Source organism: Bacterioplanoides sp. SCSIO 12839 (assembly GCF_024397975.1).
In the GTDB taxonomy this organism is placed as follows: domain Bacteria; phylum Pseudomonadota; class Gammaproteobacteria; order Pseudomonadales; family Oceanobacteraceae; genus Bacterioplanoides.
Genome location: NZ_CP073745.1, coordinates 3195857 through 3220960, shown reverse-complemented (window position 1 = coordinate 3220960; position 25104 = coordinate 3195857). Strand labels below are relative to the sequence as shown.

Genomic DNA, 25104 nt, shown 5'->3' with positions numbered 1-25104 from the left:
GATTTTCTCTAGCGAAACACTCAGTAAGAGCAACATCTATGACCGAACCTGTCACCCAAACGCCAATGCGTATTACCCTGAGTCAACTGAATTACAAGGTTGGCGATATTTCAGGTAATGCTGAGCAAATGATCGCCGCTGCAACAGAAGCGGCGCAGCAAGGCAGTGACCTGATTGTTTTCAGTGAGCTTTCGTTAACCGGATACCCGCCTGAAGATTTATTACTGCGCCCGAGCCTGCAGTTGCGGGTTGAAGAGGCACTGGGAAAAATTGCCGATGCTTCAAATCAGATTGCTATTGCACTGGGGTTCCCGTTGCAAGAACAAACACAATTGTTCAATTGCGCCGCCATTTATTATGCCGGCCAATGCCTCGGTCGTTACGCTAAGCAGTGCTTGCCGAATTATCAGGTATTCGATGAGAAGCGTTATTTTTCCGCTGGTGATCAGCCTTGTGTGATCGAACTCAAGGGCCACAAACTCGGACTGACCGTGTGTGAAGATGTATGGCATCCAGGCCCGGCTGAACAAAGTGTTGAGGCTGGTGCCGAACTGATTCTGAACCTGAATGCATCACCGTTCCATGTGGATAAACAACAGCAGCGTATTGAACTGATTCGCCAGCATGTGCAGCAACTGAATGTGCCACTACTTTATGTGAATCAGGTAGGCGGCCAGGATGAGCTGGTCTTTGATGGTCGTTCTTTTGCGATGTCCTCTGCTGGTGAACTTGTCACCCAGTTAACGGCTTATGAAGCCTCGGCTAATTATGTGCTCTGGGATGGTCAGCAACTGTCCGCACTAGCGCCATCTGCAAGCGATGATTCCGGATTAGCCTCTTTGTATCAGGCATTGGTACTGGGCGTACGTGATTACGTGAATAAGAACGGCTTTAAAGGCATTGTGCTGGGATTATCTGGCGGTATCGACTCGGCATTAACGCTGGCGATTGCCGCCGATGCCATCGGCAAAGACCGCGTTAAAGCGATCATGATGCCGTTTGCTTACACCTCGGGTATGAGTAAAGAAGATGCAGCGGAGCAGGCCGAACGCATGGGGGTTGCATACGAGTCCGTTTCGATTGAGCCAATGTATAACGCCTTTATGGAGGCGCTGGCTCCTCAATTTGAAGGGCTGGCCAGAGATACTACCGAAGAGAACCTGCAGGCTCGTTGCCGTGGTGTGCTGCTGATGGCAGTGTCGAATAAAACCGGCTACATGGTGTTGACCACTGGCAACAAAAGTGAAATGGCAGTGGGTTATGCCACGTTGTACGGTGATATGGTCGGCGGCTACAGCGCATTAAAAGATGTGTATAAAACTACTGTGTTTAAGCTGGCGGAATACCGCAATACGTTGGGGTATGTGATTCCGCAGCGAGTGATCGATCGTCCACCATCGGCCGAGCTTGCTCCTGATCAGAAAGATGAAGACAGCCTACCACCGTATGAGGTGCTGGATGCCATTCTTGAGCGTTATATCGAGCAAGACATGAGTGCCGACGCCATTATCGCTGATGGCTTTGCCCGTGAAGATGTTCTGCGTGTATTGCGGCTGGTGGATGTGAACGAATATAAACGTCGTCAGGCGCCGATTGGTGTTCGTATTACCCAGCGTGGTTTTGGCCGTGATCGTCGTTATCCAGTGACCAATGGCTGGAAGGCGGGGGTTTAAGGTTCAGAGATCAATTCCCGGCTGAATATTTTCAGCCGGGAATTGTTTGAGTTAATCGTCCAAACAACCAGGTATCAGGAGGGAGGGTTTGTCAGCTTCTCAGCGACTTTAGTAACCTTATCCTTAAGTGAATACAAAGATACAAAGGCCACGGGCCAGGCGATCACATAACTCGATAGCCAGCGCTGCGGCGTTCCAGCATCCAGGCCGGTATTAATGATTACCACCACCGCAGATACAATCCCCGCCATGGTGCCCGACATCAATAAAGCAAAAACAACTGGCGTATGTTTGGGTTTGAGCATGGAACATCTTACTTCTGAATACCGTTGACAGAAGCTTAGTCAAGCAAACCGAAGCTCACCACATTTAATAACGAACGACGATCCACTTCCGTCAGGCCACTGCTGACAAATTCGCCATCCTTGAGTTGTGGATGCTCCGGGAAATTCAATTCCAGCAAGGCTAGGGCTTTATTGGACTCCAGCGGCAGCTCAAGCAGCTGATATGCCTCGACCTGCAGTGCCAGTGCATCGGCGACAGAAGAGGTTCTCTGGAAGTTCATCACAATTTTCTGCGCACGATTCGCGGCGGCAACGTAGGCATGACGCTTCATATAATATTGAGCAACACCCAGTTCATAGGAGGCCATACGATCATTCAGATAAACCATGCGAGCGCGTGCATCGGCGTTGTAAGGGCTGTCTGGGAAGCGGGTTAATAGTTCAGAGAAATAATTAAAAGCATCCTGCAGAGGCTGTTGATCGCGGCGGGATTGCCCGTCTGACAAATAACGCTCTACAAAGGCAAATCCAAGATCGTAGGTGGCTAAGCCACGCATGTAATAAGCATAATCGACCTGAGAATGTAATGGGTGCAGGCGAATAAAACGTTCCGTTGAAGCCAGTACGCCGTCCATATCACCGGTTTGATACTGAGCATAAATCAGCTCCAGTTGGGCCTGTTCTGCGTATTGACCAAATGGATAACGGGATTCCAACTCACGCAAGCGCTCAACTGCCACCAGATAGTTGTTATTTTCCAGTGCTTCAGACGCCTGTTGATAATACTCACGTTCTGTTTGCTCACTGGTTTTATCGGGCTGGCTGGAGCATGCAGCTAACAGCGACAGGGCACCCAGAAAAATAACGCTCTTCACACAACCACGTGTGGCGTTCCATTGGCCGGACAACAAACCAAACGGCGAAATGGTTGGCAACTTCATGGAGACTGTTCCTGATTATCGATATACTGAAAGAATAAACCCCGTATTAAAGCACAGTCGCCACTCGCCCCCAATAAAAGCCTGTCCTGGGCAGGGTAGAATAGCGTAAAGATGTGCGTCGCACCGAACTGAGTCCTATGTCTAATCAGATACACCAAACTGCCGAAGTCCCACACGAATTGGGTAATAAACGCCTGGATCAGGTTGCTGCCCAACTGTTTCCGGATTTTTCACGTTCGCGCTTGCAACAATGGATTAAAGAGGGACAACTTACCGTTGATGGTGATGTTTGGCGTGGCCGGGATAAGTTGGTGGGTGGTGAAACCCTGACTCTGGAGACCGAGCTGGAAGCTGAAGGTGACTGGCAGCCGGAAGATATTCCGCTGGATATTATCTATGAAGATGACCATATTCTGGTGATCAATAAACCTGCGGGGTTAGTCGTTCACCCGGCTGCAGGCAATCAAACCGGCACTTTATTAAATGCGCTGCTGCATCATGATCCGGAGCTGGCCAATATTCCACGGGCTGGGATTGTGCACCGTCTCGATAAAGACACCACTGGCCTGATGGTGGTGGCAAAAACCCTGAAAGCACAGGGACATTTGGTTGCTCAGTTACAAGACCGCAGCATGGGGCGTGAATATGAAGCGGTGGTACAAGGGGTGATGACCGGTGGTGGCACGGTTGATCAACCGATTGGTCGTCATGGCACACAACGCACCAAGATGGCGGTCAACCCTTTGGGTAAAGATGCCATCACCCACTACCGGGTGCTGCATAAATTCCCTACGCATACCTACATTCGTTGCAAACTGGAAACTGGCCGTACTCACCAGATCCGGGTGCATATGGCACACATTGCACACCCGCTGGTGGGAGACGCGGCCTACGCCGGGCGTACCCGCTTAACCAAAGGCATCACACCTGAGCTGCGTAATACCTTGCAACAGTTCAGGCGTCAGGCCCTGCATGCCCGCCAATTGGGGTTAATCCACCCGGCCAGCGAAGAATATTGTGAATGGGAAGTGGAGTTGCCAGAAGACTTTGAACAGCTACTGGACGTACTGGCCTTTGATGAAGAAGAGCACCATGCCGGATTCTGAGGTTGTGTCAGGCTTTACACCGGACTGGCCCCTTCCTTCTGGAGTTTCTGCGTGGATTACCACACGCAGTGGCGGTTGCTCTGAAATACCTTATTCCAGTAATAATCTGGCGCTTCATGTCGGAGATAATCAGGCCTCTGTTGAACAAAACCGCCAGCAGTTATTGCAGCAACTGCCAGGGGCACAGACGATTCAGTGGCTGAGTCAGACTCACAGTAACCGGGTGATCAAAGCAGATGACGGTGGACAACAAACACCACAACAAGCACCGGATGCTGATGCCTGCTTTACCCATGAGTCCGGTCTTGTTTGTAGTGTAATGACGGCGGATTGTTTACCCGTGTTGATTGCCGCTAAAGACGGTTCTCAGGTGGCCGCGGTACATGCTGGCTGGAGAGGGTTGGCGGCGGGTATTGTTCAGAATACATTAGCGCAGTTCTCATCCGATGTGACGGTATACCTGGGCCCGGCGATTGGCCCGCAGCAATTTGAAGTTGGGCCTGATGTGCGGCAAGCGTTTGATTGGGCCTCGGATGATTGTTTTCAGCCGGGTCGTAGCGATCGGCTGATGGCGAATATTTATCAGCTGGCGCGTGAAACTCTGATGGCAGCTGGTGTGAATGAAATGCACGGTGGTGAGCATTGCACCGTTACCGACGGCGAGCGCTTTTATTCCTATCGGCGTGAGGGTCAGACCGGCCGAATGGCCAGCCTGATCTGGATTAATCGTTAAACTATTTGCAGTATTCTGCTATGGAGTCATCGGCCCTCTTGTTCCAGTTAGCACGTTCTTCGTCTGTGAGTGGTCGGTAAGAACCATCTTTTTGCTTAAAGCGGCGGCTGAAGTTAGCGGATAATTTGGTTTTGGCGTCGCGGGCATTGGCACAATATTCAGCCGCTTTTTCTTTACTGACTTTATTCTTAACCGGCTCCTGTTGCTGTTCTTCTGTTTCAGCCTGGAGTGTTTGCTGTTCATCGCTTTTAACATCCGCTGAAATGGCTGGCTGAGTTTTGACGGGCGGCGTGACTTTATCCACACGAAGATTGTACTGATCCTGATTCAAACCACGTGGCGGTTGAGAACTGAAATGTACCTGGCCATTTTCGTCGGTCCATTTATAGACCTTTCCAGCCTGGCTCCAGGGAGACATCAATGTCCCGGCCAGTAGCAAAATGACAGATAGTGTTCGCATAATAACCTCAGGGGAAAAACAGTTGATAAAGCAAGTTGTTAAAAGCCCTCCCAACGTTATTTAAACCTTATGATTTGTCAAGGTTTTCTGCGGTTTTTGCGGTGGACAATGCTGGCGGTAATGCTAGAATTAGCGCGCTTTTGCTGACGTTGCTGTTACCAACATCCTGAGTAGCACGATGACAGCTTCTGGAGCGGCTATCCTCCGCCCAGTTCAGCCTCGATGTCTTCGACCCGACAGCGAGTTACTGATGAACAATTAAAAGTTGCGCATCCAGCCTGAGCGAGCCTCAGTTGTGTAAGGCTCAATATCGCACAGTTAAAATTTTTACCCACGCTCTTTTTAGAGCTTGTGAATGAGGATAAGTACGGTGGAATTACTTTCCGGCGGAGATATGTTAGTTCGCGCGCTGCATGAGTCAGGCGTTGAATACATTTATGGTTACCCGGGTGGCTCTCTGCTACACGTGTACGATGCAGTCTACAAACAAAGCGCCGTTAAACACGTACTGGTCCGACACGAGCAAGCCGCTGCTCATATGGCTGATGGTTATGCCCGTGCGACCGGCAAACCAGGTGTTGTAATGGTGACTTCGGGTCCTGGCGCAACCAACACCATTACCGGTATTGCAACTGCTTTTACCGATTCGATTCCAATGGTCATCATTTCTGGTCAGGTGATGAGCCATCTGGTGGGCGACGACGCCTTCCAGGAAACTGACATGCTGGGTATTTCCCGCCCGGTGGTTAAACACAGCTTTGCGGTACGTCGTCCGGAAGATATTCCAGAGATTGTTGCCAAAGCGTTCCATATTGCCAGCACTGGTCGCCCTGGCCCGGTTCTGATCGATATTCCGAAAGACATGACCATGCCGAACGAACGGTATGAGTATTCCTATCCGAAGAAGATCAAGCTGCGCTCTTACACGCCGCCACAACGTGGCCATGCGGGTCAGATCAAAAAAGCCGTTGAGTTGCTGGTCAAAGCCAAGCGTCCGGTTATTTACGCTGGTGGTGGTGTGATCATCGATGGCAGCTCCGATAAATTGCGTACTCTGGTTGATCGCCTGAACTTCCCGTGCACCAATACTCTGATGGGCCTGGGTGCTTATCCGGGTACCGGTGAGCGTTTCCTGGGTATGTTGGGTATGCACGGCACGTACGAAGCCAATATGGCGATGCACCATGCGGATGTGATCCTCGCGGTTGGCGCGCGTTTTGACGACCGTGTAACCAATGCAACCAACAAGTTCTGCCCGGAAGCGACCATTGTTCATATCGACATTGATCCGTCTTCCATCTCTAAAACCATCAACGCGCACGTGCCGATTGTTGGTCCGGTTGGCAGTGTACTGGATGAGATGCTGGCGCTGCTGGATGAAAGTGAAGAAACGCCGGACGAGGCGGCACTGGAATCCTGGTGGACACAAGTGAACGAATGGCGTCAGCGTCATGGCATGCGTTATGAGAAAAATGATAACGGCCTGATGAAGCCTCAGGAAGTGATCGAAGCCATGTGGGAAGCTACCAAAGGTGATGCCTATGTGACTTCCGATGTGGGTCAGCACCAGATGTTTGCCGCTCAGTATTACAAGTTTGATAAGCCAAATCGCTGGATTAACTCCGGTGGTCTGGGAACCATGGGTTTTGGTTTCCCGGCGGCAATGGGTGTCAAACTGAACTTCCAGGACGAAATGGTTGTTTGTGTGACGGGCGAAGGCTCCATTCAGATGAACATTCAGGAATTGTCGACCTGTTTACAGTACGGCATTCCGGTGAAAATTCTGTGTCTGAACAACGGCTCTCTGGGCATGGTACGTCAGTGGCAGGATATGAACTACGAAGGTCGTCACTCCCATTCTTACATGGAGTCACTGCCTGACTTTGTGAAGCTGGCTGAGTCTTATGGCCATGTGGGTATTCAGGTGAAAACCCGTGATGAACTGCCACAGGCGCTGGAAGATACATTTGGTAAATACAAAAACCGTCTTGTGTTCCTTGACGTTGCTGTTGATGAAACGGAACACGTTTACCCAATGCAGGTACCAACTGGTTCCATGCGTGATATGTGGCTGACCAAGACGGAGCGTACCTGATATGAGACATATTATTTCTATCCTGCTGGAAAACGAACCTGGTGCTTTGGCACGTGTTGTTGGTTTATTTGCCCAGCGTGGTTACAACATCGAAACCTTAACTGTGGCACCAACGGAGGACGAAACCCTGTCTCGTCTGACCATGACCACTGTGGGTGATGACAGCAAGATTGAGCAAATCACCAAGCAGCTGAATAAGCTGATTGAAGTGGTGAAGCTGGTGGACCTGTCTGAAGGTGCTCATATCGAGCGTGAGCTGATGTTGGTTAAAGTTAAAGCAGTGGGTGCTCAGCGCGCTGAAATTAAGCGTACCGCGGATATCTTCCGTGGTCAGATTGTTGATGTCACTGCGAATGTTTATACCATTCAGCTGACAGGCACCAGTGACAAGCTGGAAGCCTTTATCGAAACACTGGGTGCTGGTTCGGTATTAGAAACGGTTCGTACCGGTGTTTCCGGTATTTCCCGTGGTGAGAAGGTATTGAGCTTGTAATCTTTACCGCTATTTGAAAAGCCCGGTAACTTTTCAAAGCACATCCTGTTGCTGCTTTGAAAAGTTACCGGGCTTTTTTCTTTTCTGAATATCACGATTCATCCCGCTCCAGAAACGCCAGCGACATAAACCCGGCAAATGCTGAAATCAAAACCACGGACGAAGTGGTGCCAATACTGAGCATCAGTAGTCCGGCAATAATCCAGCCATTTTTTACTTGTTCCAGGCGCTTTTGGTAGGCCGGTGTTTGGGTCCAGAGAAACTCCGGGTGATCTTCCGGTAGGTTGTAAAAACGACGTATTCGGCTAATCAGATCGGGTTTATTCACAGCCTGTCCTCTTTCAGGTGTTACCTGATAAAGCTTATAAATAAATCCGCAGGCTTGCTGTACTAACTCTGAATCTGTCTATTCAGAGCTGGCGTTAGAATCGGAAGGTCTGAACTGCTTTAGTGCAGTGTATAAAAAGTGCAGTCCAGAGAAAATGCAGTTAAGAAAAAGTGCAGTCCAGAAAAAACTAAATCCGGTAGGTGGACTTGGTCATCACTTTTGCCATACCCGACATCGCAAAACGAACCGGAAGTGGGAACTGATAACCACCGGCATCCAGCGCGGCGCTGGCATGTCTGGCTTCGTCATCCAGCATCTGCAATAACACTGCTTTGCTTTTATCATCCTGAGTTGGAAGGCTGCTCAAATGCTCTGTCAGGTGTTTGCATACCTGCTGTTCTGTCGCTGCAACAAACCCTAGGCTGACCTTATCACTCACCTTGCCAGCAGCGGCACCAATGCCAAAAGATAAGCCGTAAAACAACGGGTTCAGATAACTGGTATGACCGCCCAGCTCGTTAATACGCTGTTCACACCACACCAGATGATCCACTTCTTCACGGGCGGCTTCTTCCATTGATTCCCGTACTTCGGGCAGCTTCGCCGTCAGTGCCTGACCCTGATACAAGGCCTGGGCGCAGACTTCACCGGTATGGTTAATACGCATTAAGCCTGCGGCGTGCTTTTTATCGTCTTCCGAGAGTTCACTGTAATCACGGGACTGTGCCGGGGAAGGACGCTCTTCATTGGCGGCACCGGGAATCAGGGTGCGCAGAGCCTGGTCGGCATTGTGAATCAGTTTATCGAACAACGAATAATGACGAGTCATAGCAGTTTCTTCTGGAAGTGAGAGGGTAATTTTAAGGCAAATGTGCCATCACTGATACCTTCGCTCAGATATTGATATAGTGTTCTCATCAATATGGAATGGAAACTACCATGCAGGATTTACACGATTTAGGCCTGATGCTGGATCGCAACACCCCTTTGTTACTGATCGAATCCCACGAAGAAGCTCGTGTTCTTGAGTTGTTGACCCGGATCGCAGTGAAACGTGGTCTGGCATTACAGCAGTGGACGGTGAGCGATGGCCTGAGGCGGCTTGGCTTCGGCGAAGAAGTCAGCGGCGACGAGACGTTTCAGCCGGTGGATGCGTTAAAACGCATCAAGGCCCGGGATCAGGGCGGATTGTTTGTACTGTGTGATTTACACCCATATCTCGAAGATCCGCTCACTGTTCGCCTGATCAAAGACATTGCGCTGCAGCATGAGCGTATGGGGAAAACCCTGGTGTTGCTCAGTCACCGGATTGACGCCCCGGCGGAAGTACAGCGTTTATCCATGCGCTTTGATTTACAGCTCCCGGATGAAGGTCAGCTGTTATCTCTGGTGAAAGAGGAGGCGCAGCGTTACGCCAAACACAGTGGTCGTAAGGTTAAAACCGATTCAGCCACCCTGCAGCAAATCGTCAGTAATCTGCGCGGCTTAACCTTCTCAGATGCCCGGAGACTGGTGCGCGGCGCCATCGTTGATGATGGTGCGTTAACTCAGGATGACGTACCAGAAGTCAGCAAAGCCAAAATGGCGCTGCTGGATATGGAGGGAGTGATGAGCTTTGAATACGACACTGCCCGTTTTGGTGATGTGGCTGGCCTGGAAAATATGAAAACCTGGCTCGAAGCTCGGCGCAGTGCTTTTTTGCAGTCGGGTGATTCGATGCGACCACGGGGAATGATGTTATTTGGCGTGCAGGGCAGTGGTAAAAGTCTGGCGGCCAAAGCCGTCGCTGGCTCGTGGGGCGTTCCGTTATTACGGCTGGACTTTGGTGCTCTGTATAACAAATTTTTTGGTGAAACCGAGCGTAACCTGCGTGAATCCCTGAAGTTGGCAGAAACGATGTCACCGTGTGTGGTGTGGATGGATGAAGTTGAAAAGGGCCTGGGTCAGGACAGCAATGATGCTGGAGTCAGCCAGCGATTATTAGGCACCTTGTTAACCTGGATGGCGGAGCATCAGGAGCAGGTGTTTGTGGTGGCCACCGCCAATAACATTCATGCCTTGCCGCCGGAGTTAATGCGTAAGGGCCGGTTAGATGAATTATTCTTTGTTGATCTGCCCGGGGTTAAAGTACGGGAAGCAATTCTGCGTCTACATATGGAAAAACGTGGGTTAGATGCCGAGCGTTTTGATCTGACTCTGCTGGCCCAGGTCAGTGACGGATTTTCCGGTGCGGAGCTGGAGCAGGTGGTGGTATCAGCCTGGCATTCGGTGCGCAGTCTGGGGGATCATGAGGTGATTAATACCGAAATGCTGATGACTGAAATACAGCGCACTCAGCCGTTATCAGTCACTATGGCCGAGCAGTTGAGTGGCTTACGCCAGTGGGCCCAGGGGCGTGCGGTGATGGCGGATTAACCGCCATCCTTATCAATAGATTCAGAGCAGGCCGCTTACGCGTAAGCTGAGCAGCGCCTGGCGCAGCTGTTCCGGATCTGCGGGTTTGGATAACAGGGTTTCAATGCCTGCTTCCAATGCTTCTTCGCGAACATGGCTGATGCTCATGCCGGTCAGCATCAGTCGGGCGGGTTTCTGTTCGATGTCTTTATCACTGGTAATGCGCTCGGAGAGCTGTAAGCCGTTCATCAATGGCATATCGTGATCAATGATGATGTAATCAAACGGCTCTTTGAGGTTGGCCTGATTGCGCATCATGGCCAATGCTTCCTTGCCGCTGTAGGTGCTGTCGGTGCGCATTCCCCAACGTTTGACCTGTTTATCAATCACGTTACGTACAGAAGCGTTGTCATCTACGATCAGAATGCGTTTGCCAATCAGGCTGTCATCCTGTTGTTGCGGCTCCGTGCTCTGGTCGGCTTCCAATGGTAAATAAAGCGCCAGCGACGCTCCGTGTAAGGCAAAACTTTCAATCTCCAGGTTGGCCTTCATGTGCTTCAGTACCCGGCGCAATACCAGCATATTCCAGAGTTTATCGTAATTGCGGGGAATCAGATTCTGTTGATGCTGGAGAATCATCAGCGTTTGTTTCAGTTCATCCGGTCGAGTGATATGGCCGGTGACCCGAAGCTGAATGGCAAGGCCAGCTGCCGAAGGTGTTTGATAAGGCTTACAAATCAGCGCCAGTTCGCCTTGCTCGGTATAAGCCATGAGTTTGCTGATCAAAGTATGTAGCAACGATTGCAGGTGGACTTTATCGCTCAGCACCCGTTGCGGCGTTTGATCGTCAACATCGACCAATAGCTCAATTTGTTTGCGCACGGCTTCCTGCTGAAAGTGCTGAATGGTTTTATTCAGCAACGGAATTATCGGTACTGGCTGATTTTCCAGTTCCAGCTGATTATTTCGGACCTTGCCCAAGTCAGAAACCTGATTGACGACGTGCAACATATCGCGCCCGGCCTGACTGATGGTGTCGAGGAAGTCACGCTGATTGTTGCTGAGTGGTGTATCGGCTAAGAGTTCTCCCATGCCAATAACACCGTTAATTGGTGAGCGCAGTTCATGGCTGATGTGTGACAACATGCGAGAACTGACAACCAGCTCGCGTTCGGGGGTAGTATCGGTTCCGGAGCGGCGTTTGGATGAACAGGCCACAGCCATCAACAAACTACTGATTAAACAGGCTGGTAGTAACACTACGGCCCATTCATAAATAAGCTCCAGTGACAGCAGGTTTTCTACTGTCATCAGCGTCATTAGCATCACCAGGCTATAAGCCAGGGCGCCGTAAGCGATCCAACGCTGTGATTTCGGCTGTTTACTGGTTCCTGAAAACAGCAATACGCAAACCAGAATACTGACGATAAAAAAGCCCATCGACAGAAGCAGTTTAAGGCCGGTATCAATGGTCGCCATAAAGCCAAAGCTGATCAGTAGATAAGCGGCACAAGAGGATAATAAGGCACGTCGAATTGCAGGGTTTGGCCAGCCCAGTGCGTATACCACACCGAGGTAACAGATGACCGCCAGGTTGGCAAAGACGTGGCTGATAGTATCAACATGGTTTTGACTAATATTAAATAAAACGCCAGCCAGGCCGGACCAGGTCGGCAGGTAAATGAATAAACACAGGGTATAGCCGGCGGCGAAAGCCGCAAGGTACAAACGCTGTTGATAATAGGTGGCGGTAAAGTACAGTAAGCTGGCCAGAATAAAACCAATGGTCAGCCCCTGAATAATGAAATCCCATTGTTCATTGAATAAGAAACCATCGAGACTCGCCAGCTTCAGAGTGGTGTTAATACTGGTGCTAGAGCTGATGCGTATCAGGTAGCTTTCGGTGGTATTGGCCGGAATTTCCAACAAAAACGGGTAGGCCTGCAAATACCCTCCCATCTGATTACGATGGTTATAAATTTGTGGCTCACGGCTATTGCTGATGTTGTAGAGCGAGACGCTGCCAAGTGTCGGGTTGGATAAACTTAGTACGGCCTGGCGTGTATCGCTGTAGAGGTTGGTAATACTAATTCGCAACCAATAGGTCGACTCGGTGACGCCAAATTTCAGCTTATTAGAATGGCTGGGAGTAAAACGTAACTGTTGTTCCATATTTAACATGGAATCGATGGTCATCTCTGCACTGGTATCTTCGTACACAGAGACGTATGGGGTTACCACAAAATCAAAAGATTCGTTGGGAATCAACAAGGGATTTGTTGAAGCGAGGGCGTTGTCTACTGAGCACAGCAGAATAAACCACAAGCAGACTTTGCCCAAAAACGCTCTGCCAAAAAACACTCTACCAAAAAACAGAGTGGCGTCGCCTTTAAACAGGCAGGTGATGAGGCAATAAAGGCGGCTGAAGGCGAACAGCTTCATCCATGAATCTCCGGGTCTTCATTGGCGGTAAAAACCAGCAGCCGCTTAGGCTTGCTGGTTTTTATTCAAACGCTGACAGAGTTATGACTTCTGTTCGCGAGCAATCGCACGGTAGCCGATGTCTTTACGGTAGAAGACATCTTTCCAGTCGATCTGTGCAGTCAACTCATACGCTTGTTGTTGAGCTTCACTGACGCTGTTCCCAAGTGCTGTTGCACATAATACACGTCCACCGGCAGTGACAACATTATCGCCGTCCAGTTTTGTACCGGCGTGGAACACTTTGCGGTCAGTGCCATCATTGGTTGGCAGGCTGATTACATCGCCTTTGTTGTATGACGCCGGGTAACCGCCAGCCGCCAGAACTACTCCCATGGAAGCACGAGGGTCCCACTGAGTGGTTTCCTGATCCAGTTTGCCGTCTAATGCGGCTAAGCAGTGAGCCACCATATCCGACTGCATACGCATCATGATGGGTTGAGTTTCAGGGTCACCGAAGCGGCAGTTGTATTCGATTACCTTTGGCGCGCCAGATTCGTTGATCATCAGACCTGCGTACAAGAAGCCAGTGTAGTCGTTACCTTCCGCAGCCATACCGTCAACAGTTGGGCGAATCACTTCGGCCATAATACGGTCGTGAATTTCTGGCGTTACAACCGGAGCAGGGGAGTAAGCACCCATGCCACCCGTATTTGGGCCAGTATCGCCGTCACCCACACGTTTGTGATCTTGGCTGGTAGCCATTGGCAGAATGTTTTTGCCATCCACCATCACGATGAAAGAGGCTTCTTCGCCGGTCAGGAACTCTTCAATCACCACACGACAACCGGCATCACCAAAGGCGTTGCCCGACAGCATGTCTTTGACGGCTTCTTCGGCTTGTTCCAGAGTCTCGGCAACAATCACACCTTTACCCGCAGCCAGACCGTCAGCCTTAACTACGATAGGAGCGCCTTTCTCACGTAGGTAAGCCAGAGCAGGCTCAACTTCGGTGAAGTTCTGGTAGTCCGCGGTTGGGATATTCTGACGAGCGAGGAAGTCTTTGGTGAAGGCTTTAGAACCTTCCAGCTGTGCCGCGCCTTTGCTTGGGCCGAAGGCTTTCAGGCCTGCAGCAGCGAATTGATCTACCAGACCGTCGACTAACGGCGCTTCCGGGCCAACGATGGTCAGGCCAATATCATTGGCTTTGGCGAACGCTTCCAGTTCATCAAATGCCATCACGTCGATGGCGACGTTTTCCATGTTGTCTTCACGTGCCGTACCGGCGTTACCGGGTGCGACGAAGACTTTTTCAACCAGTGGAGATTGCAGTGCTTTCCAGGCCAGTGCGTGTTCGCGGCCGCCAGAGCCGATTATTAGAACTTTCATAATTTTCCTTACGTGGGTCTGAAACGCTCCTGAGCGGTGTTAAAAGCTTCATCAAAATGCTCACTTAGCGCACTAAGCTCCGCTTTTTCTTCAGCTTTTGCCTTGCTCAGAACCCTTTCATCTCCCACTCAAATCTGAGTGAAATTACGGTTTCAAGGTGGGAGAGGTTAACATCAGAGTTATTCAGAGCAGCCTTGGGCAGCAGGGATGCTGCGCGAGAGCTTACAAGGATGTACTTGCAGCGTGTTGCGAGAATAACTCTGGTGTGAACCTCTCAAATACTTATAAAAAATCAGTGACGGAAGTGACGCATACCCGTAAACACCATGGCGATACCCGCTTCATCAGCAGCCGCAATCACTTCTTCATCACGAATCGAGCCACCTGGCTGAATAATCGCTTTAATGCCTGCTTTGGCGGCGTTATCAATACCATCACGGAATGGGAAGAACGCATCCGATGCCATAACTGCACCTTCCACCTGTAAACCCGCGTGCTCTGCTTTAATCGCAGCAATACGTGCTGAGTTTACGCGGCTCATTTGGCCTGCGCCCACACCCACAGTCTGACGGTTTTTGCCGTAAACGATTGCATTAGACTTAACGAACTTAGCCACTTTCCAGCTGAAAATCAGATCGTGTAATTCAGCTTCAGTCGGTGCACGCTTAGTCACGACTTTTAAGTCGTCAGTGCTGATCATGCCGTTGTCGCGGTCCTGAACCAGCAGGCCGCCGTTAACGCGCTTGTAGTCGAATGCTTGTGGGCGCTCAGCTGGCCATTCGCCACATTCCAGCAGACGTACGTTTTTCTTCGCCGCCACAATCTCAATGGCTTCAGCACTTACTTTCGGTGCGATGATCACTTCAACAAACTGACGCTCAACAATCGCGCTGGCTGTTTCTGCATCCAATTCACGGTTAAAGGCGATGATGCCACCAAACGCAGACTCGGTATCGGTTTCGAATGCCAGATCGTAAGCCTTACGGATACCACCTTCGTCTTCCGGTACCACGGCCACACCACATGGGTTAGCGTGCTTAACGATGACACAAGCGGGTTTAACGAACGACTTAACGCACTCCAGTGCGGCATCGGTGTCAGCCACATTGTTGTACGACAGCTCTTTGCCCTGCAGCTGCTTGGCGGTAGCAATCGAGGCTTCAGCAGGCTCAGCTTCAACGTAGAAAGCCGCTTTCTGGTGCGGGTTTTCGCCGTAACGCATATCTTGCGCTTTGATGAACTGGCTGTTGTACGTTTGTGGGAAGTCTTTGCGGTTATCCGTGCTTAACGTCTCTGCTTCCTGGTCGATGGTGCCCAGGTAGTTTGCAATCATGCCGTCATAGCTGGACGTGTGCTCAAACGCTTTTAATGCCAGATTAAAACGGGTTTTGTACTGCAGACCGTTGTGGTTGTTCAGGTCTTCCAGCACTTTGCTGTAGTCGGAAGTGTTCACCACAATGCCAACATAAGCGTGGTTTTTCGCCGCAGAGCGAACCATGGTTGGACCGCCGATATCGATGTTTTCAATCGCCAGTGGCAGGTGGCAGTCTTCTTTAGCAACGGTGGCTGCAAACGGGTACAGGTTAACAACAACCAGATCAATCGGGTTGATGTCGTGTTCAGTCATGACATCGTCATCCTGGCCACGACGACCTAATACACCGCCGTGAATTTTTGGATGCAGGGTTTTCACACGGCCATCCATCATCTCCGGGAAGCCGGTGTAATCAGATACTTCGACGGCAGGAATCTGGTTGTCTAACAGTAGTTTATAGGTACCGCCAGTCGACAGAATTTCCACGCCCGCAGCATGCAGGGCCTGGGCAAATTCAACAATGCCGGTTTTGTCAGAGACGCTGATCAGGGCGCGACGAACTGGGGTGATATCCGCTGGAGTTTCGTTTGCAGGAATGAAGTTGCTCATATAGTCAGGTTTTCTAAGGCTATTTAAAAAGAAAAAGCGGCCAAAGCCGCTTATGAAATCAAAAAATGGGTTACAGCATACCGTACTGTTTTAACTTCTTACGCAGAGTACCGCGGTTTAAGCCAAGCACTATCGAGGCTTTGGTCTGGTTGTCGCGAGTATATTTCATCACGGTTTCCAGTAATGGCGCTTCTACCTCTGACAGTACCATGTCGTAGATATCCACAACCGGCTGACCGTCGAGGTGGTCAAAGTAGTTTTGCAATGCCTTTTCGACACTGTCACGCAGAGTTTGCGACGATTCAGATGGCGTTAACAAGTTGTTTTGTTCGGATGAGTCGGTCACTGGTTCAACCTTCCTTAATAATGCTTCGGTGTTCATGCTGCTTGTCCTTCTCTGTCAAATTCCTTAAAAAATGTTTCAATGGCCTGGCGCTGTTCGGATGTACTTTCCAGGCTATTAAATTGCTTGCGGAAGCCCGTATTACTGGTTTGATGTTGCAGATACCAGCCAACGTGTTTACGGGCAATCCTTACACCAAGGAAGTCGCCGTAAAATTCATGCAGCGCATCCAGGTGGGATAATAAAATCTGTTCTACTTCTTCAATGCCTGCACCAGGCAAGTGCTCTCCGGTAGCCAAGTAATGGCTGACTTCGCGGAAAATCCAGGGTTTCCCCTGAGCTGCACGGCCAATAAGTACGCCATCCGCACCGGTAAATTGCATCACCTCAGCTGCTTTTTCAGCACTGGTGATATCGCCGTTAGCAAACACGGGTAAATCAATGTTGGCTTTGATATCGCGGATGGTGTTGTACTCCACGGTATTTTTATAGCCACAAGCCCGGGTGCGGCCATGCACGGCTAATGACACAATGCCCGCGTCTTGTGCTATTTGGGCAATGGTCACGCCGTTACGATGTTCCGGTGCCCAGCCAGTACGGATTTTCAGGCTGACCGGCACATTCACCGCCGCCACAACGGCTTGTAAGATCTCTTTCACCAGACCTTCATCTTTTAGTAACGCTGAGCCGGCAGCCTTGTTGCAAACTTTTTTGGCCGGACAACCCATGTTGATATCAATAATCTGTGCGCCGTTGGCGACATTAAACACAGCGCTATCGGCCATCGTCTGTGGGTCGCCCCCCACAATCTGAACCGCGATTGGCTCAGGTTCACCGGTATGATCCAGGCGTAACTGAGATTTGCGTGTATGACGCGTCTCAGGGTTGGCAGCCACCATTTCTCCCACCACAAGCCCTGCGCCCAATTGACGGCACAGCTGGCGAAACGGGCGGTCGGTAACACCCGCCATTGGTGCCAGAATTACTGGGTTAGGTAGCGTATATGGGCCAATTGACGGCATGGTTTACTAATTAAAACTGATCAAAAAGTGTGCGACGAAAAAGTCGCGGTATGATACTCATAACCCCCTTATGAATAAAGGGGGAAATAGTCGGGATGTCGCAAAAAAATGTTAATCGTTGATCTTTTTATTGATTCGCGACCAGCTGAATCGCATAGCTGACGGCTTCTGGCCCCGGATCTGCGATTTCCAGTGCAATATGGATCGGAGCGTTGCTGGGCATCTGTTGTTGGCCGGCCAGCTCTCCCGATAAATACTCGGCAGGTTTAAAGCGGCGGCTGGCGACCACATTATTGTTCAGATCACTGAATACCAGCTGTAAATCCGGGAAGGGTTGTTGATAAGTTGCCTGATTCTGTATCAGAGTATCGACGACCAGTGCATTCTGCAGATCCGGATGGCTACGCACCACCAGATGCTGGGTCGTCATTTGTTGCAGGTTTTGAATATGTGGCAGCTGGCACTCCAGGTGAATACAGGCTTGTGCATACCACGGACGCCATTGTGGTGTTCGTGACCACTGGTCAAAGTTAAAATAAAACGTCTGCGCGGCAGCAACCATCAACATTAACAGAGATAACAAAGCCCAGCCCCAGGGGAAGGCACTGCCGTTTTTTTCCTCGCCCAACTGCAGTGGATCATCTTGAAGATTGTTCAGGTCAGTTGGAACACCAATCTCGGTGGCTTCACTGTGCAGGTCATCTTCGCCGAGGTGCAGGTTATCATCATCATCGGTAAAGCCCTGAAAATCATCTTGTTCTGCACCGGCTTTAAACTGGCTGAACTCGTCATCTTCAGTATTGGCTTCTAAGCCAAAGTCACCGTTGTCGCTTAATTCAATGCCGCCGACAGAAATGTCATCGTCATCATCCAATAACGCATCCGCCCAGGCTTCATCCGGGTCTTTACCGGAGCTGAAATCGAGAGAGTTATCAGAGCCATCAACCAACTCTAATCCGGTGGCGCTGGCATCTTTCAAATCGAAGATGGAAGCATCAATTTCAAGATCATTGCGCGGTGCCGGGCGATCCTGGTTTTCAGGCTTGACGATGCCATAGTCCACCATAGGGTCATCGTTGAAGGTGTCCTGAGTACTTTCCTGATCGTCACCGTCCATATCATCGTGAATCAGACCATCATCACTGATCAGTACTTCGTCATCCATATCATCATGGATCAACATATCATCAGCATCGTCATCTTTTTCTGCTTCGGCTGATGGTTGCTGTGATGCCGCTGTCGATGGAACAGAGGTAGCCGTTGACGAAGGATCAGAGGGTTTGGCAGTCAGCTCCTGCTCAGTGACAAAATGGCTGGCCGCTTTAAACACCTGCAAACAGGAACCACACCGTACTGCACCATTGGCAACTTCGAGGTGCTCATCTCGTACCCGAAATGTGGTACGGCAATGGGGGCAGCGTGTAACGTGTGTGGCCATGGTGTTTCCTTTATCTCCCTGTTCTGATCCTTGCATTTATCCCTGAGGCGGACGTTTTGTACCACTTAACAGTACCCAATCGCCCAGCTGTTTGGCGGGTTGCATGTCAAACCACTGACTGTAGCATTTTGACACGTCTTCTGCCTGCTCAGCTAATAAGCCCGACAACGCCAGCTTACCACCCGGGCGGGTCAGTTTTGCAATTTCTGGTGCCAGCGACTGCAATGGTCCGGCCAGAATATTGGCGACCATGATATCACCTTCAACCTGTGGCGCTTTTTCCGGTAGGAAGACATCATACAATTCATCACCGATGTTGTTGCGACCAGCATTGTCGCGAGTAGCGGTGAGTGCTTGCGGATCGATGTCGACCCCTACCATTTCCTTCGCACCCAGCAACAGTGCCGCGATGCCTAAAATACCGCTGCCACAGCCATAATCGACCACCAACTCATCACCTTTCACTTCCTGATCCAGAAACTGCAGGCACAAGTCCGTGGTAGGGTGAGTGCCGGTACCAAATGCCAGACCCGGGTCGAGCATCAGGTTAACGGCCTCAGGCTGAGGAGGTTTTTGCCAGCTGGGGCAAACCCACAGGCGTTTACCAAACTGCATCGGGTGATAATCTTCCATCCAGGCGCGAATCCAGTCTTTATCTTCCAGAATTTCCAACTTGTGTGTTGGTAATTCCTGACCACTGGCGTTGTGATAAAAGGTACGCAGGTTCTTCAGCAGTACTTCACTGTTCTGGTTGGCATCAAATAAACCAATAATCTGAGTTTCATCCCAGATCGGAGTGGTACCCAGCTCGGGTTCGAGAATAGGTTGATCGGCATCATCCTGCAACGTGACCGACAGCGCTCCGTTCGCCATCAGAGTGTCTTCAACACTATTAACTTGATTTCGCTGTGCGTGGACGCGAATCTGAATCCAGGACATGTTGGGCCTTATGATGATTTATCTGAGTTTTTTAATTGTGCGTCAGCCGCTTGCAGCGCCAGGTCATAGCCTTGAACACCTAAGCCACAAATCACGCCCACGGCAATATCGGACAGATAAGAGTGGTGGCGGAAGGTTTCACGGGCATGCACATTAGAAATATGAATTTCAATAAAGGGAATCGCGACGCCGGCTAACGCATCACGGATGGCCACACTGGTGTGAGTAAATGCTGCCGGATTGATGATAATAAAATCGGTGCCGTCTGTGCGGGCAGCATGAATTCGATCAATCAGGGTGTGCTCGGCATTGCTTTGCAGATGATCAAGCTGGTGACCCAATACCTGTGCCTGAGTGAGCAGTGAAGCTTCCACGTCCTTAAGAGTGGTGGCGCCATAGACATCGGGTTCACGGGTGCCGAGCAGATTCAAGTTGGGGCCTTGTAGCACCAGAATATTTGCCATGTGTTCACTCTATAGAGGTAGGATGAAAATCAAAGCGGAATTCTGCCGTAAACCGTCATTGCCGTAAAGCTGGGTCTGTTATGAAGCCGTGGCGCGTCACAAAAAAGCGACTGTACACATGTTAGCTGGCGGCCGAAACCTGGTTACGGCCATTGTGTTTGGCTTGATACAATGCCTGGTCGGCACGTTCCACTAGGTCACTGACACTTTCTCCTTGCCATTGGGCTAAACCGCAGGAGAAGGTGACCTGCAAGGATTTGTTGCCGCCATGAATCAGGTTGGAGAAATTAGCCCGCAGTTTTTCCATCACCATACACGCCTGTTCCTGATTGGCGCCTGGTAACACCACGGCAAACTCTTCACCACCATAGCGGCCAATCGGGTCTGATTTTCTCAGGCTTTGTTTTAGGAATAACGCCAAGTTTTTGATGACAATATCACCGACCGGATGGCCGTGTTGATCATTGATGCTTTTGAAGTGGTCAATATCAATCATGACGAAGCTGATATTGTTATCTTCACTTTTCTGTAGCTGATCCTGCAGGGATTCAAGAATGTGGGTGTGATTCAGCAGTCCGGTGAGGCTGTCGCGGGCGATCAGTTGATGTAATTGTCGTGCCCGGTGCACCCGGGTTTTGATGGTTGATAACAGATGCCGTGGTTCGACCGGCTTGGTCAGAAAATCATCGCCGCCCTCGGCCATGGCATCTAATTGACGCTGACGATCTTCTTCACCGGACAGGTAAATAATGGGCAGGTTGAGGTATTCCCGCTGCTGACGAATCACCTTGGCCAGCTCCATGCCGTTACACCCTGGCATATACATGTCCATTAACACCAGATCGGGATTATTGTCAGATAAAGCGTTAAGCACTTGTAACGGATCATTAACGGTCTCGGCCACCATCCCCGCTTTGTTTAATACCCGGGCACTGTGCATGGCCTGAGCCTTGGAATCATCAACAATCAGAATACGAAAAGGGTCTTCAGGCGTGTTGTCCAGTAAGTCTTCCAGTTCACCAATAACCGATTGAATTTCAACGTCGCGGTATAAGCCGATACCGCCGTTACGCATGGCGCTGAGACGGTGCTCGATGTCGGGTTGTTCATCATGGTAGATAAAGAGAATCGGCAGATTCTGATCTCGCTCAGCCTGAATCTTTTCCGCCAGTAGCAAGCCGTTGCCATTGCCACCAAAGTTAATATCCAGTACCAGAGCCGCCGGGTGGCGTCGCTGTAGTGCCTGAATAAAATCCTGGCTGCTTTTCTGAACTTCACTGCGCAGTCCGAAATATTGCATCTGCTCAGCAAAGGTTAATGCGGTATCGGTATCATCTATGGCGATGTATACCGGCTTTTTGCTGGGGATCAGGTGCTCTGCATGTTCGTCGTCACCGTGGCGCAGAGCCGTTTCGCTGAGTTGACGAACCAGACGATTGAGTTGTTCAAGGTGTTCGCTGTCGGGTGTTTTGCCATGCTTAATGGGCTTGATGGTGGTTAATAAATCACTGGCTAATTTAAAGTGTTTGTCTGCTTCAAAGCGTTTTGCCGATGTCGATAATTTCTCAACGGCCAGAGTGAAGTCTGACATGGCCACCGCTGACCAGTGTGTCTCGGGTAGCTGCCGCCATAAATCAATGACCTGACGCACCTGATTGATCACCCGGTGAGCAAAAAGTTGCTTCATTTGCTGGACTTTATTCAATGGCGTGTTTGAGGTCTGAGCGGCATCTGTCATAAGGGCTTCTTATTAGTAGTGATTTCTTAATAAACACTGAAACTATAAAAAGCGTAGCAGCAATTAGCGGCAGCAGGTCCAAGAAATTGTGCATCAGACAGCAATAAAATCGTGCTGAGTGATGCAGAGCAACTATATTTATTAATAAACATGAAATATCACTCACACTCCTCAGGACTTGCTCATTGCGCTGGCCTTTTGTTTCATCTCGCTCTCTGCTGCTATTCGTCTGGCTGTTGCTGTCCGCCGGCTTAATTGCGGATTGGCAACGCTGGGTGCCGAGTGCATTGATTGAAAAAGCCAAGCAGGAATATGGCAATGCGGCAGCCAGTCGTATCGAAGGCTGGCAACAGATGATGCGTCAGGCATCCGGCAAAGAAGAAACAGAGCAGTTACGCCTCATCAATGATTTTTTTAATCAAAACATTCGCTTTGTGAATGACGATCAGCATTGGGGTGAGGTGGATTATTGGGCGACGCCATATGAGGCCCTGGGTTCTAACGGTGCTGATTGTGAAGATTATGTCATTGCTAAATATTATTCGCTGCGCCAGTTGGGCGTGGATACTCAAAAATTACGCATTACTTATGTAAAAGCATTGCGCTATAACCAGGCTCATATGGTGTTAAGTTATTTCCCTACGCCTGATGCCGTGCCTTTTGTACTCGATAATTTAATCGCCAGCATTCGCCCGGCATCACAGCGGCGCGATTTATCGCCTGTGTACAGCTTTAATGCCGAAGGCATGTGGTTGGAGCGACTAAAGGGTGAGGGTATTCGTATGGGCAATCCCAATAAGCTCGATTTATGGACCAATTTGCGTATCCGCATGAATGAATTAGGGCTGGATTTATAAGGAAGCCATGTCATGACACTGAAACAACAATTTTCTTTGCTAACGGGTTTGCTGGTCGTTGTGCTGTGGGTCGGCAATTTGTTGGTGACGGTAATGAATGGTCGTGACTATTTTCAGCAACAACTGAATGGCCGTGCTTATGATGCGGCGACCTCGTTGGCATTGTCGATGTCGCAGGTCGATAGTCAGGATGAGGTTCAGCTCTCACGCTTAATGGATGCCTTATTTGATCGTGGCTTTTTTGAGTCCATTGAGCTGATTCGTATCAGCGGTGAGCCGTTACACCGTCGTGCTCGACAGGCGTTAACTCAATCGCCCGCTCCGCTGTGGTTCCAGGAATGGGTGGATCTGGAGCTTATTCCGGCTGAAGCCGATGTGACCTCCGGTTGGCAGCGTCTTGGTACCATCAAGGTGACATCGCATACCGACTTTGCTTATCGCGATTTATGGGCCATGGTGCGTGCCGAGCTTATCTGGTTCGGCTGGGTGCTGTTGGTCAGCCTGATTGCCTTGCAGCTGTTGTTGCAGTGGTTGTTTCGTCCGCTGATTAAAGTGGAAGAGCAGGCGCTGGCTATTTGCGATAAAGACTGGCGTGAGCAGGAAGACATCCCCAAACCCCGAGAGCTGCGGCGTATGGTGTTGGCGATGAATAAAATGGTGCGCAAGCTGCGTACGATTTTTGATGAACAATCGGCCATGGCTGAGCAATTACGCGAAGCGTCTTTTCAGGACGAAGTAACCGGGCTGTTGAATCGCCATGGTTTTGACCAGCGATTGAGTCATGTGTTGGAAAGTGAAGAAGAGCACAGCGGTTTATTGCTGCTGTTACAACTTCAGGGGTTTGCCGAGTTTAATCAGCAACATGGCCGACGAGAGGGGGATGAGCGTTTACAGCAGGTGGCAGCAGCCTTGAACCAATGGCATCGCCAGCAACAAGCGGTATTGATTGGGCGGCGTTCCGGTGCGGATATCTCCATCTACTTACCTTGCAGTGATGAACATCAGGCTCAGCAACGTCTGCAGCAAATTTTTTCTGAGTTAGCTTCCGGCGTTCTATCTCAGCGCCAGCAGGGTGCTGGTGATGCGTTAATGTTTCATATCGGGGCCGTTTATTTACAGGGACAAACCGAAGCATTACAGCCCTCTCTGATCAAAGCCGATACGGCTTTGCGACAAGCACAGCGTCAATCGCAGTCTTCGTATCAATTTTATGCCCGCACTGAACACACGCCGTCGCAAACTGCGCCACAGGAGTGGGGAGCGTTTGAATGGCAGAAATTGTTGCAACAGGTGCTGGCTGAGCAACAAATTCAGCTGCAATATTTGCCGGTGATTGCCAGTGGGGATTCGGCGATAAAACAGATTGAAGTGTTCAGCCGTATTCAGTGGCAAGGGGAAAGTCTGTCAGCAGCTCGTTTCTGGCCAATGGTTGAGCAACATCAGCTGGCCGCACAGTTTGATTTGTGCATTGTTGAAAAGGTGCTGATTGCTTTGCGGCACAGCAACAATCACAACCAGCATCAGTCTGATGAGGTTCGTTTGTGTCTGAATATTTCACCGGCTTCGGTGATGGATGATCAGTTTCACGTCTTGTTGCCAGAACTATTACAGCAATATTCTGATGTAGCCGGTTGTTTATCATTAGAAGTTCCAGAGTTTGCCATCACTCATATTGAGTCATCATTACTTAATTTGTTTGCTGCCGTTCAGGTATCGGGAGTGACGCTGGGGGTAGACAAGGTGGGAACCGGCAGCCTGGCTTTTGCTTATTTACAACGATTGCCGCTGGACTATGTTCGTATTGATGGCAGTTTTAATCGTGGACTTCATCAGGCGCAAGATCATCGGTTTTTTATTCAATCGATGGTGCAGATTGCTCACAACCTGGATTTACAGGTATGGGGTGAAGGCCTTGAAGAACAAGCGGACATTGATGTGCTCAAGCAAACGGGTGTTGATGGCATGAGTGGTTTTTATTACAGCCGCCCAATTAGTGATCTGTCTCAGGCACTCAACTGGCAGCTCTGAGTGATAATAACCCTTTATATTTTTACGTGCGGCA

The 25104-nt window shown here is 50.1% G+C and carries 22 protein-coding genes; 8 read left to right on the top strand and 14 right to left on the bottom strand.

Annotation, left to right across the window (positions count from 1 at the left end):
* The first annotated feature begins 38 nt into the window (after nt 1–38).
* Entirely contained in the window at nt 39–1673 is a 1635-nt protein-coding gene (locus KFF03_RS14625) for an NAD+ synthase (RefSeq protein ID WP_255857656.1), read from the top strand.
* A 74-nt stretch (nt 1674–1747) separates the two neighbouring features.
* On the opposite strand, the gene KFF03_RS14620 is transcribed toward KFF03_RS14625, so the two are convergent.
* Both KFF03_RS14620 and KFF03_RS14615 read right to left on the bottom strand, forming a co-directional pair.
* On the bottom strand, nt 1748–1978 hold the full coding sequence (locus KFF03_RS14620) for a DUF2798 domain-containing protein (protein ID WP_255857655.1): 231 nt from the start codon (nt 1976–1978) through the stop codon (nt 1748–1750).
* Between the two features lie 35 nt (nt 1979–2013).
* Nucleotides 2014–2898: an outer membrane protein assembly factor BamD gene (locus KFF03_RS14615; protein WP_255857654.1), complete on the bottom strand. Its 885-nt coding sequence runs from the start codon at nt 2896–2898 to the stop codon at nt 2014–2016.
* A 137-nt stretch (nt 2899–3035) separates the two neighbouring features.
* Here KFF03_RS14615 and rluD point away from each other — a divergent pair, with 137 nt between their 5' ends.
* Entirely contained in the window at nt 3036–4004 is a 969-nt protein-coding gene (gene rluD / locus KFF03_RS14610) for a 23S rRNA pseudouridine(1911/1915/1917) synthase RluD (protein ID WP_255857653.1), read from the top strand.
* The gene (pgeF, locus tag KFF03_RS14605; protein WP_255857652.1) at nt 3991–4737 is read left to right on the top strand and encodes a peptidoglycan editing factor PgeF; all 747 of its coding nucleotides are present in this window, start codon (nt 3991–3993) and stop codon (nt 4735–4737) included. The genes rluD and pgeF overlap by 14 nt, the downstream gene beginning before the upstream one ends.
* Nucleotide 4738: 1 nt before the next feature.
* Here pgeF and KFF03_RS14600 read toward each other — a convergent pair whose 3' ends face one another.
* Nucleotides 4739–5197 (bottom strand): DUF4124 domain-containing protein, encoded by a 459-nt coding sequence (locus KFF03_RS14600; protein WP_255857651.1) that lies wholly within the window; start codon nt 5195–5197, stop codon nt 4739–4741.
* Between the two features lie 370 nt (nt 5198–5567).
* Between KFF03_RS14600 and KFF03_RS14595 the strand changes: the two genes are divergently transcribed.
* Entirely contained in the window at nt 5568–7292 is a 1725-nt protein-coding gene (locus KFF03_RS14595) for an acetolactate synthase 3 large subunit (protein ID WP_255857650.1), read from the top strand.
* Nucleotide 7293: 1 nt separating this feature from the next.
* A complete protein-coding gene (ilvN, locus tag KFF03_RS14590; RefSeq protein WP_255857649.1) occupies nt 7294–7785 on the top strand; it encodes an acetolactate synthase small subunit in 492 nt (163 codons plus the stop codon).
* A gap of 91 nt (nt 7786–7876) precedes the next feature.
* On the opposite strand, the gene KFF03_RS14585 is transcribed toward ilvN, so the two are convergent.
* Both KFF03_RS14585 and coq7 read right to left on the bottom strand, forming a co-directional pair.
* Nucleotides 7877–8113 carry a hypothetical protein gene (locus KFF03_RS14585; protein ID WP_255857648.1) on the bottom strand — a complete coding sequence of 79 codons (237 nt, stop codon included), beginning with the start codon at nt 8111–8113 and terminating at the stop codon, nt 7877–7879.
* Between the two features lie 187 nt (nt 8114–8300).
* Nucleotides 8301–8942, bottom strand: a complete 642-nt coding sequence (gene coq7 / locus KFF03_RS14580; RefSeq protein ID WP_255857647.1) for a 2-polyprenyl-3-methyl-6-methoxy-1,4-benzoquinone monooxygenase — start codon at nt 8940–8942, stop codon at nt 8301–8303.
* Between the two features lie 110 nt (nt 8943–9052).
* On the opposite strand from coq7, the gene KFF03_RS14575 reads away from it, so the two are divergent.
* The gene (locus tag KFF03_RS14575; RefSeq protein ID WP_255857646.1) at nt 9053–10528 is read left to right on the top strand and encodes an AAA family ATPase; all 1476 of its coding nucleotides are present in this window, start codon (nt 9053–9055) and stop codon (nt 10526–10528) included.
* Between the two features lie 21 nt (nt 10529–10549).
* On the opposite strand, the gene KFF03_RS14570 is transcribed toward KFF03_RS14575, so the two are convergent.
* The 9 genes from KFF03_RS14570 to KFF03_RS14530 all read right to left on the bottom strand — a co-directional run bounded on the left by KFF03_RS14570 (nt 10550) and on the right by KFF03_RS14530 (nt 22185).
* Nucleotides 10550–12778, bottom strand: coding sequence for a 7TM-DISM domain-containing protein (locus KFF03_RS14570; protein WP_255857645.1), 2229 nt, complete (start codon nt 12776–12778; stop codon nt 10550–10552).
* Nucleotides 12779–13030: 252 nt separating this feature from the next.
* Nucleotides 13031–14317, bottom strand: a complete 1287-nt coding sequence (gene purD / locus KFF03_RS14565; RefSeq protein WP_255857644.1) for a phosphoribosylamine--glycine ligase — start codon at nt 14315–14317, stop codon at nt 13031–13033.
* Between the two features lie 292 nt (nt 14318–14609).
* Nucleotides 14610–16241, bottom strand: a complete 1632-nt coding sequence (gene purH / locus KFF03_RS14560; RefSeq protein WP_255857643.1) for a bifunctional phosphoribosylaminoimidazolecarboxamide formyltransferase/IMP cyclohydrolase — start codon at nt 16239–16241, stop codon at nt 14610–14612.
* A 70-nt stretch (nt 16242–16311) separates the two neighbouring features.
* Nucleotides 16312–16623, bottom strand: a complete 312-nt coding sequence (gene fis, locus KFF03_RS14555) for a DNA-binding transcriptional regulator Fis (RefSeq protein ID WP_255857642.1) — start codon at nt 16621–16623, stop codon at nt 16312–16314.
* Complete coding sequence (gene dusB, locus KFF03_RS14550; protein ID WP_255857641.1) at nt 16620–17606, bottom strand: tRNA dihydrouridine synthase DusB; 987 nt, start codon at nt 17604–17606, stop codon at nt 16620–16622. Before dusB ends, fis begins: the two co-directional genes overlap by 4 nt.
* Nucleotides 17607–17733: 127 nt before the next feature.
* The gene (locus KFF03_RS14545; protein ID WP_255857640.1) at nt 17734–19044 is read right to left on the bottom strand and encodes a DUF3426 domain-containing protein; all 1311 of its coding nucleotides are present in this window, start codon (nt 19042–19044) and stop codon (nt 17734–17736) included.
* A gap of 36 nt (nt 19045–19080) precedes the next feature.
* Complete coding sequence (gene prmA / locus KFF03_RS14540) at nt 19081–19983, bottom strand: 50S ribosomal protein L11 methyltransferase (RefSeq protein WP_255857639.1); 903 nt, start codon at nt 19981–19983, stop codon at nt 19081–19083.
* Nucleotides 19984–19991: 8 nt separating this feature from the next.
* Nucleotides 19992–20447, bottom strand: a complete 456-nt coding sequence (gene aroQ / locus KFF03_RS14535) for a type II 3-dehydroquinate dehydratase (RefSeq protein WP_255857638.1) — start codon at nt 20445–20447, stop codon at nt 19992–19994.
* A 121-nt stretch (nt 20448–20568) separates the two neighbouring features.
* Nucleotides 20569–22185 (bottom strand): diguanylate cyclase, encoded by a 1617-nt coding sequence (locus tag KFF03_RS14530; RefSeq protein ID WP_255857637.1) that lies wholly within the window; start codon nt 22183–22185, stop codon nt 20569–20571.
* Between the two features lie 185 nt (nt 22186–22370).
* Here KFF03_RS14530 and KFF03_RS14525 point away from each other — a divergent pair, with 185 nt between their 5' ends.
* A complete protein-coding gene (locus KFF03_RS14525; RefSeq protein ID WP_255857636.1) occupies nt 22371–23042 on the top strand; it encodes a transglutaminase-like cysteine peptidase in 672 nt (223 codons plus the stop codon).
* A 12-nt stretch (nt 23043–23054) separates the two neighbouring features.
* Nucleotides 23055–25070: an EAL domain-containing protein gene (locus tag KFF03_RS14520; protein ID WP_255857635.1), complete on the top strand. Its 2016-nt coding sequence runs from the start codon at nt 23055–23057 to the stop codon at nt 25068–25070.
* The last annotated feature ends 34 nt before the right edge of the window (nt 25071–25104 follow it).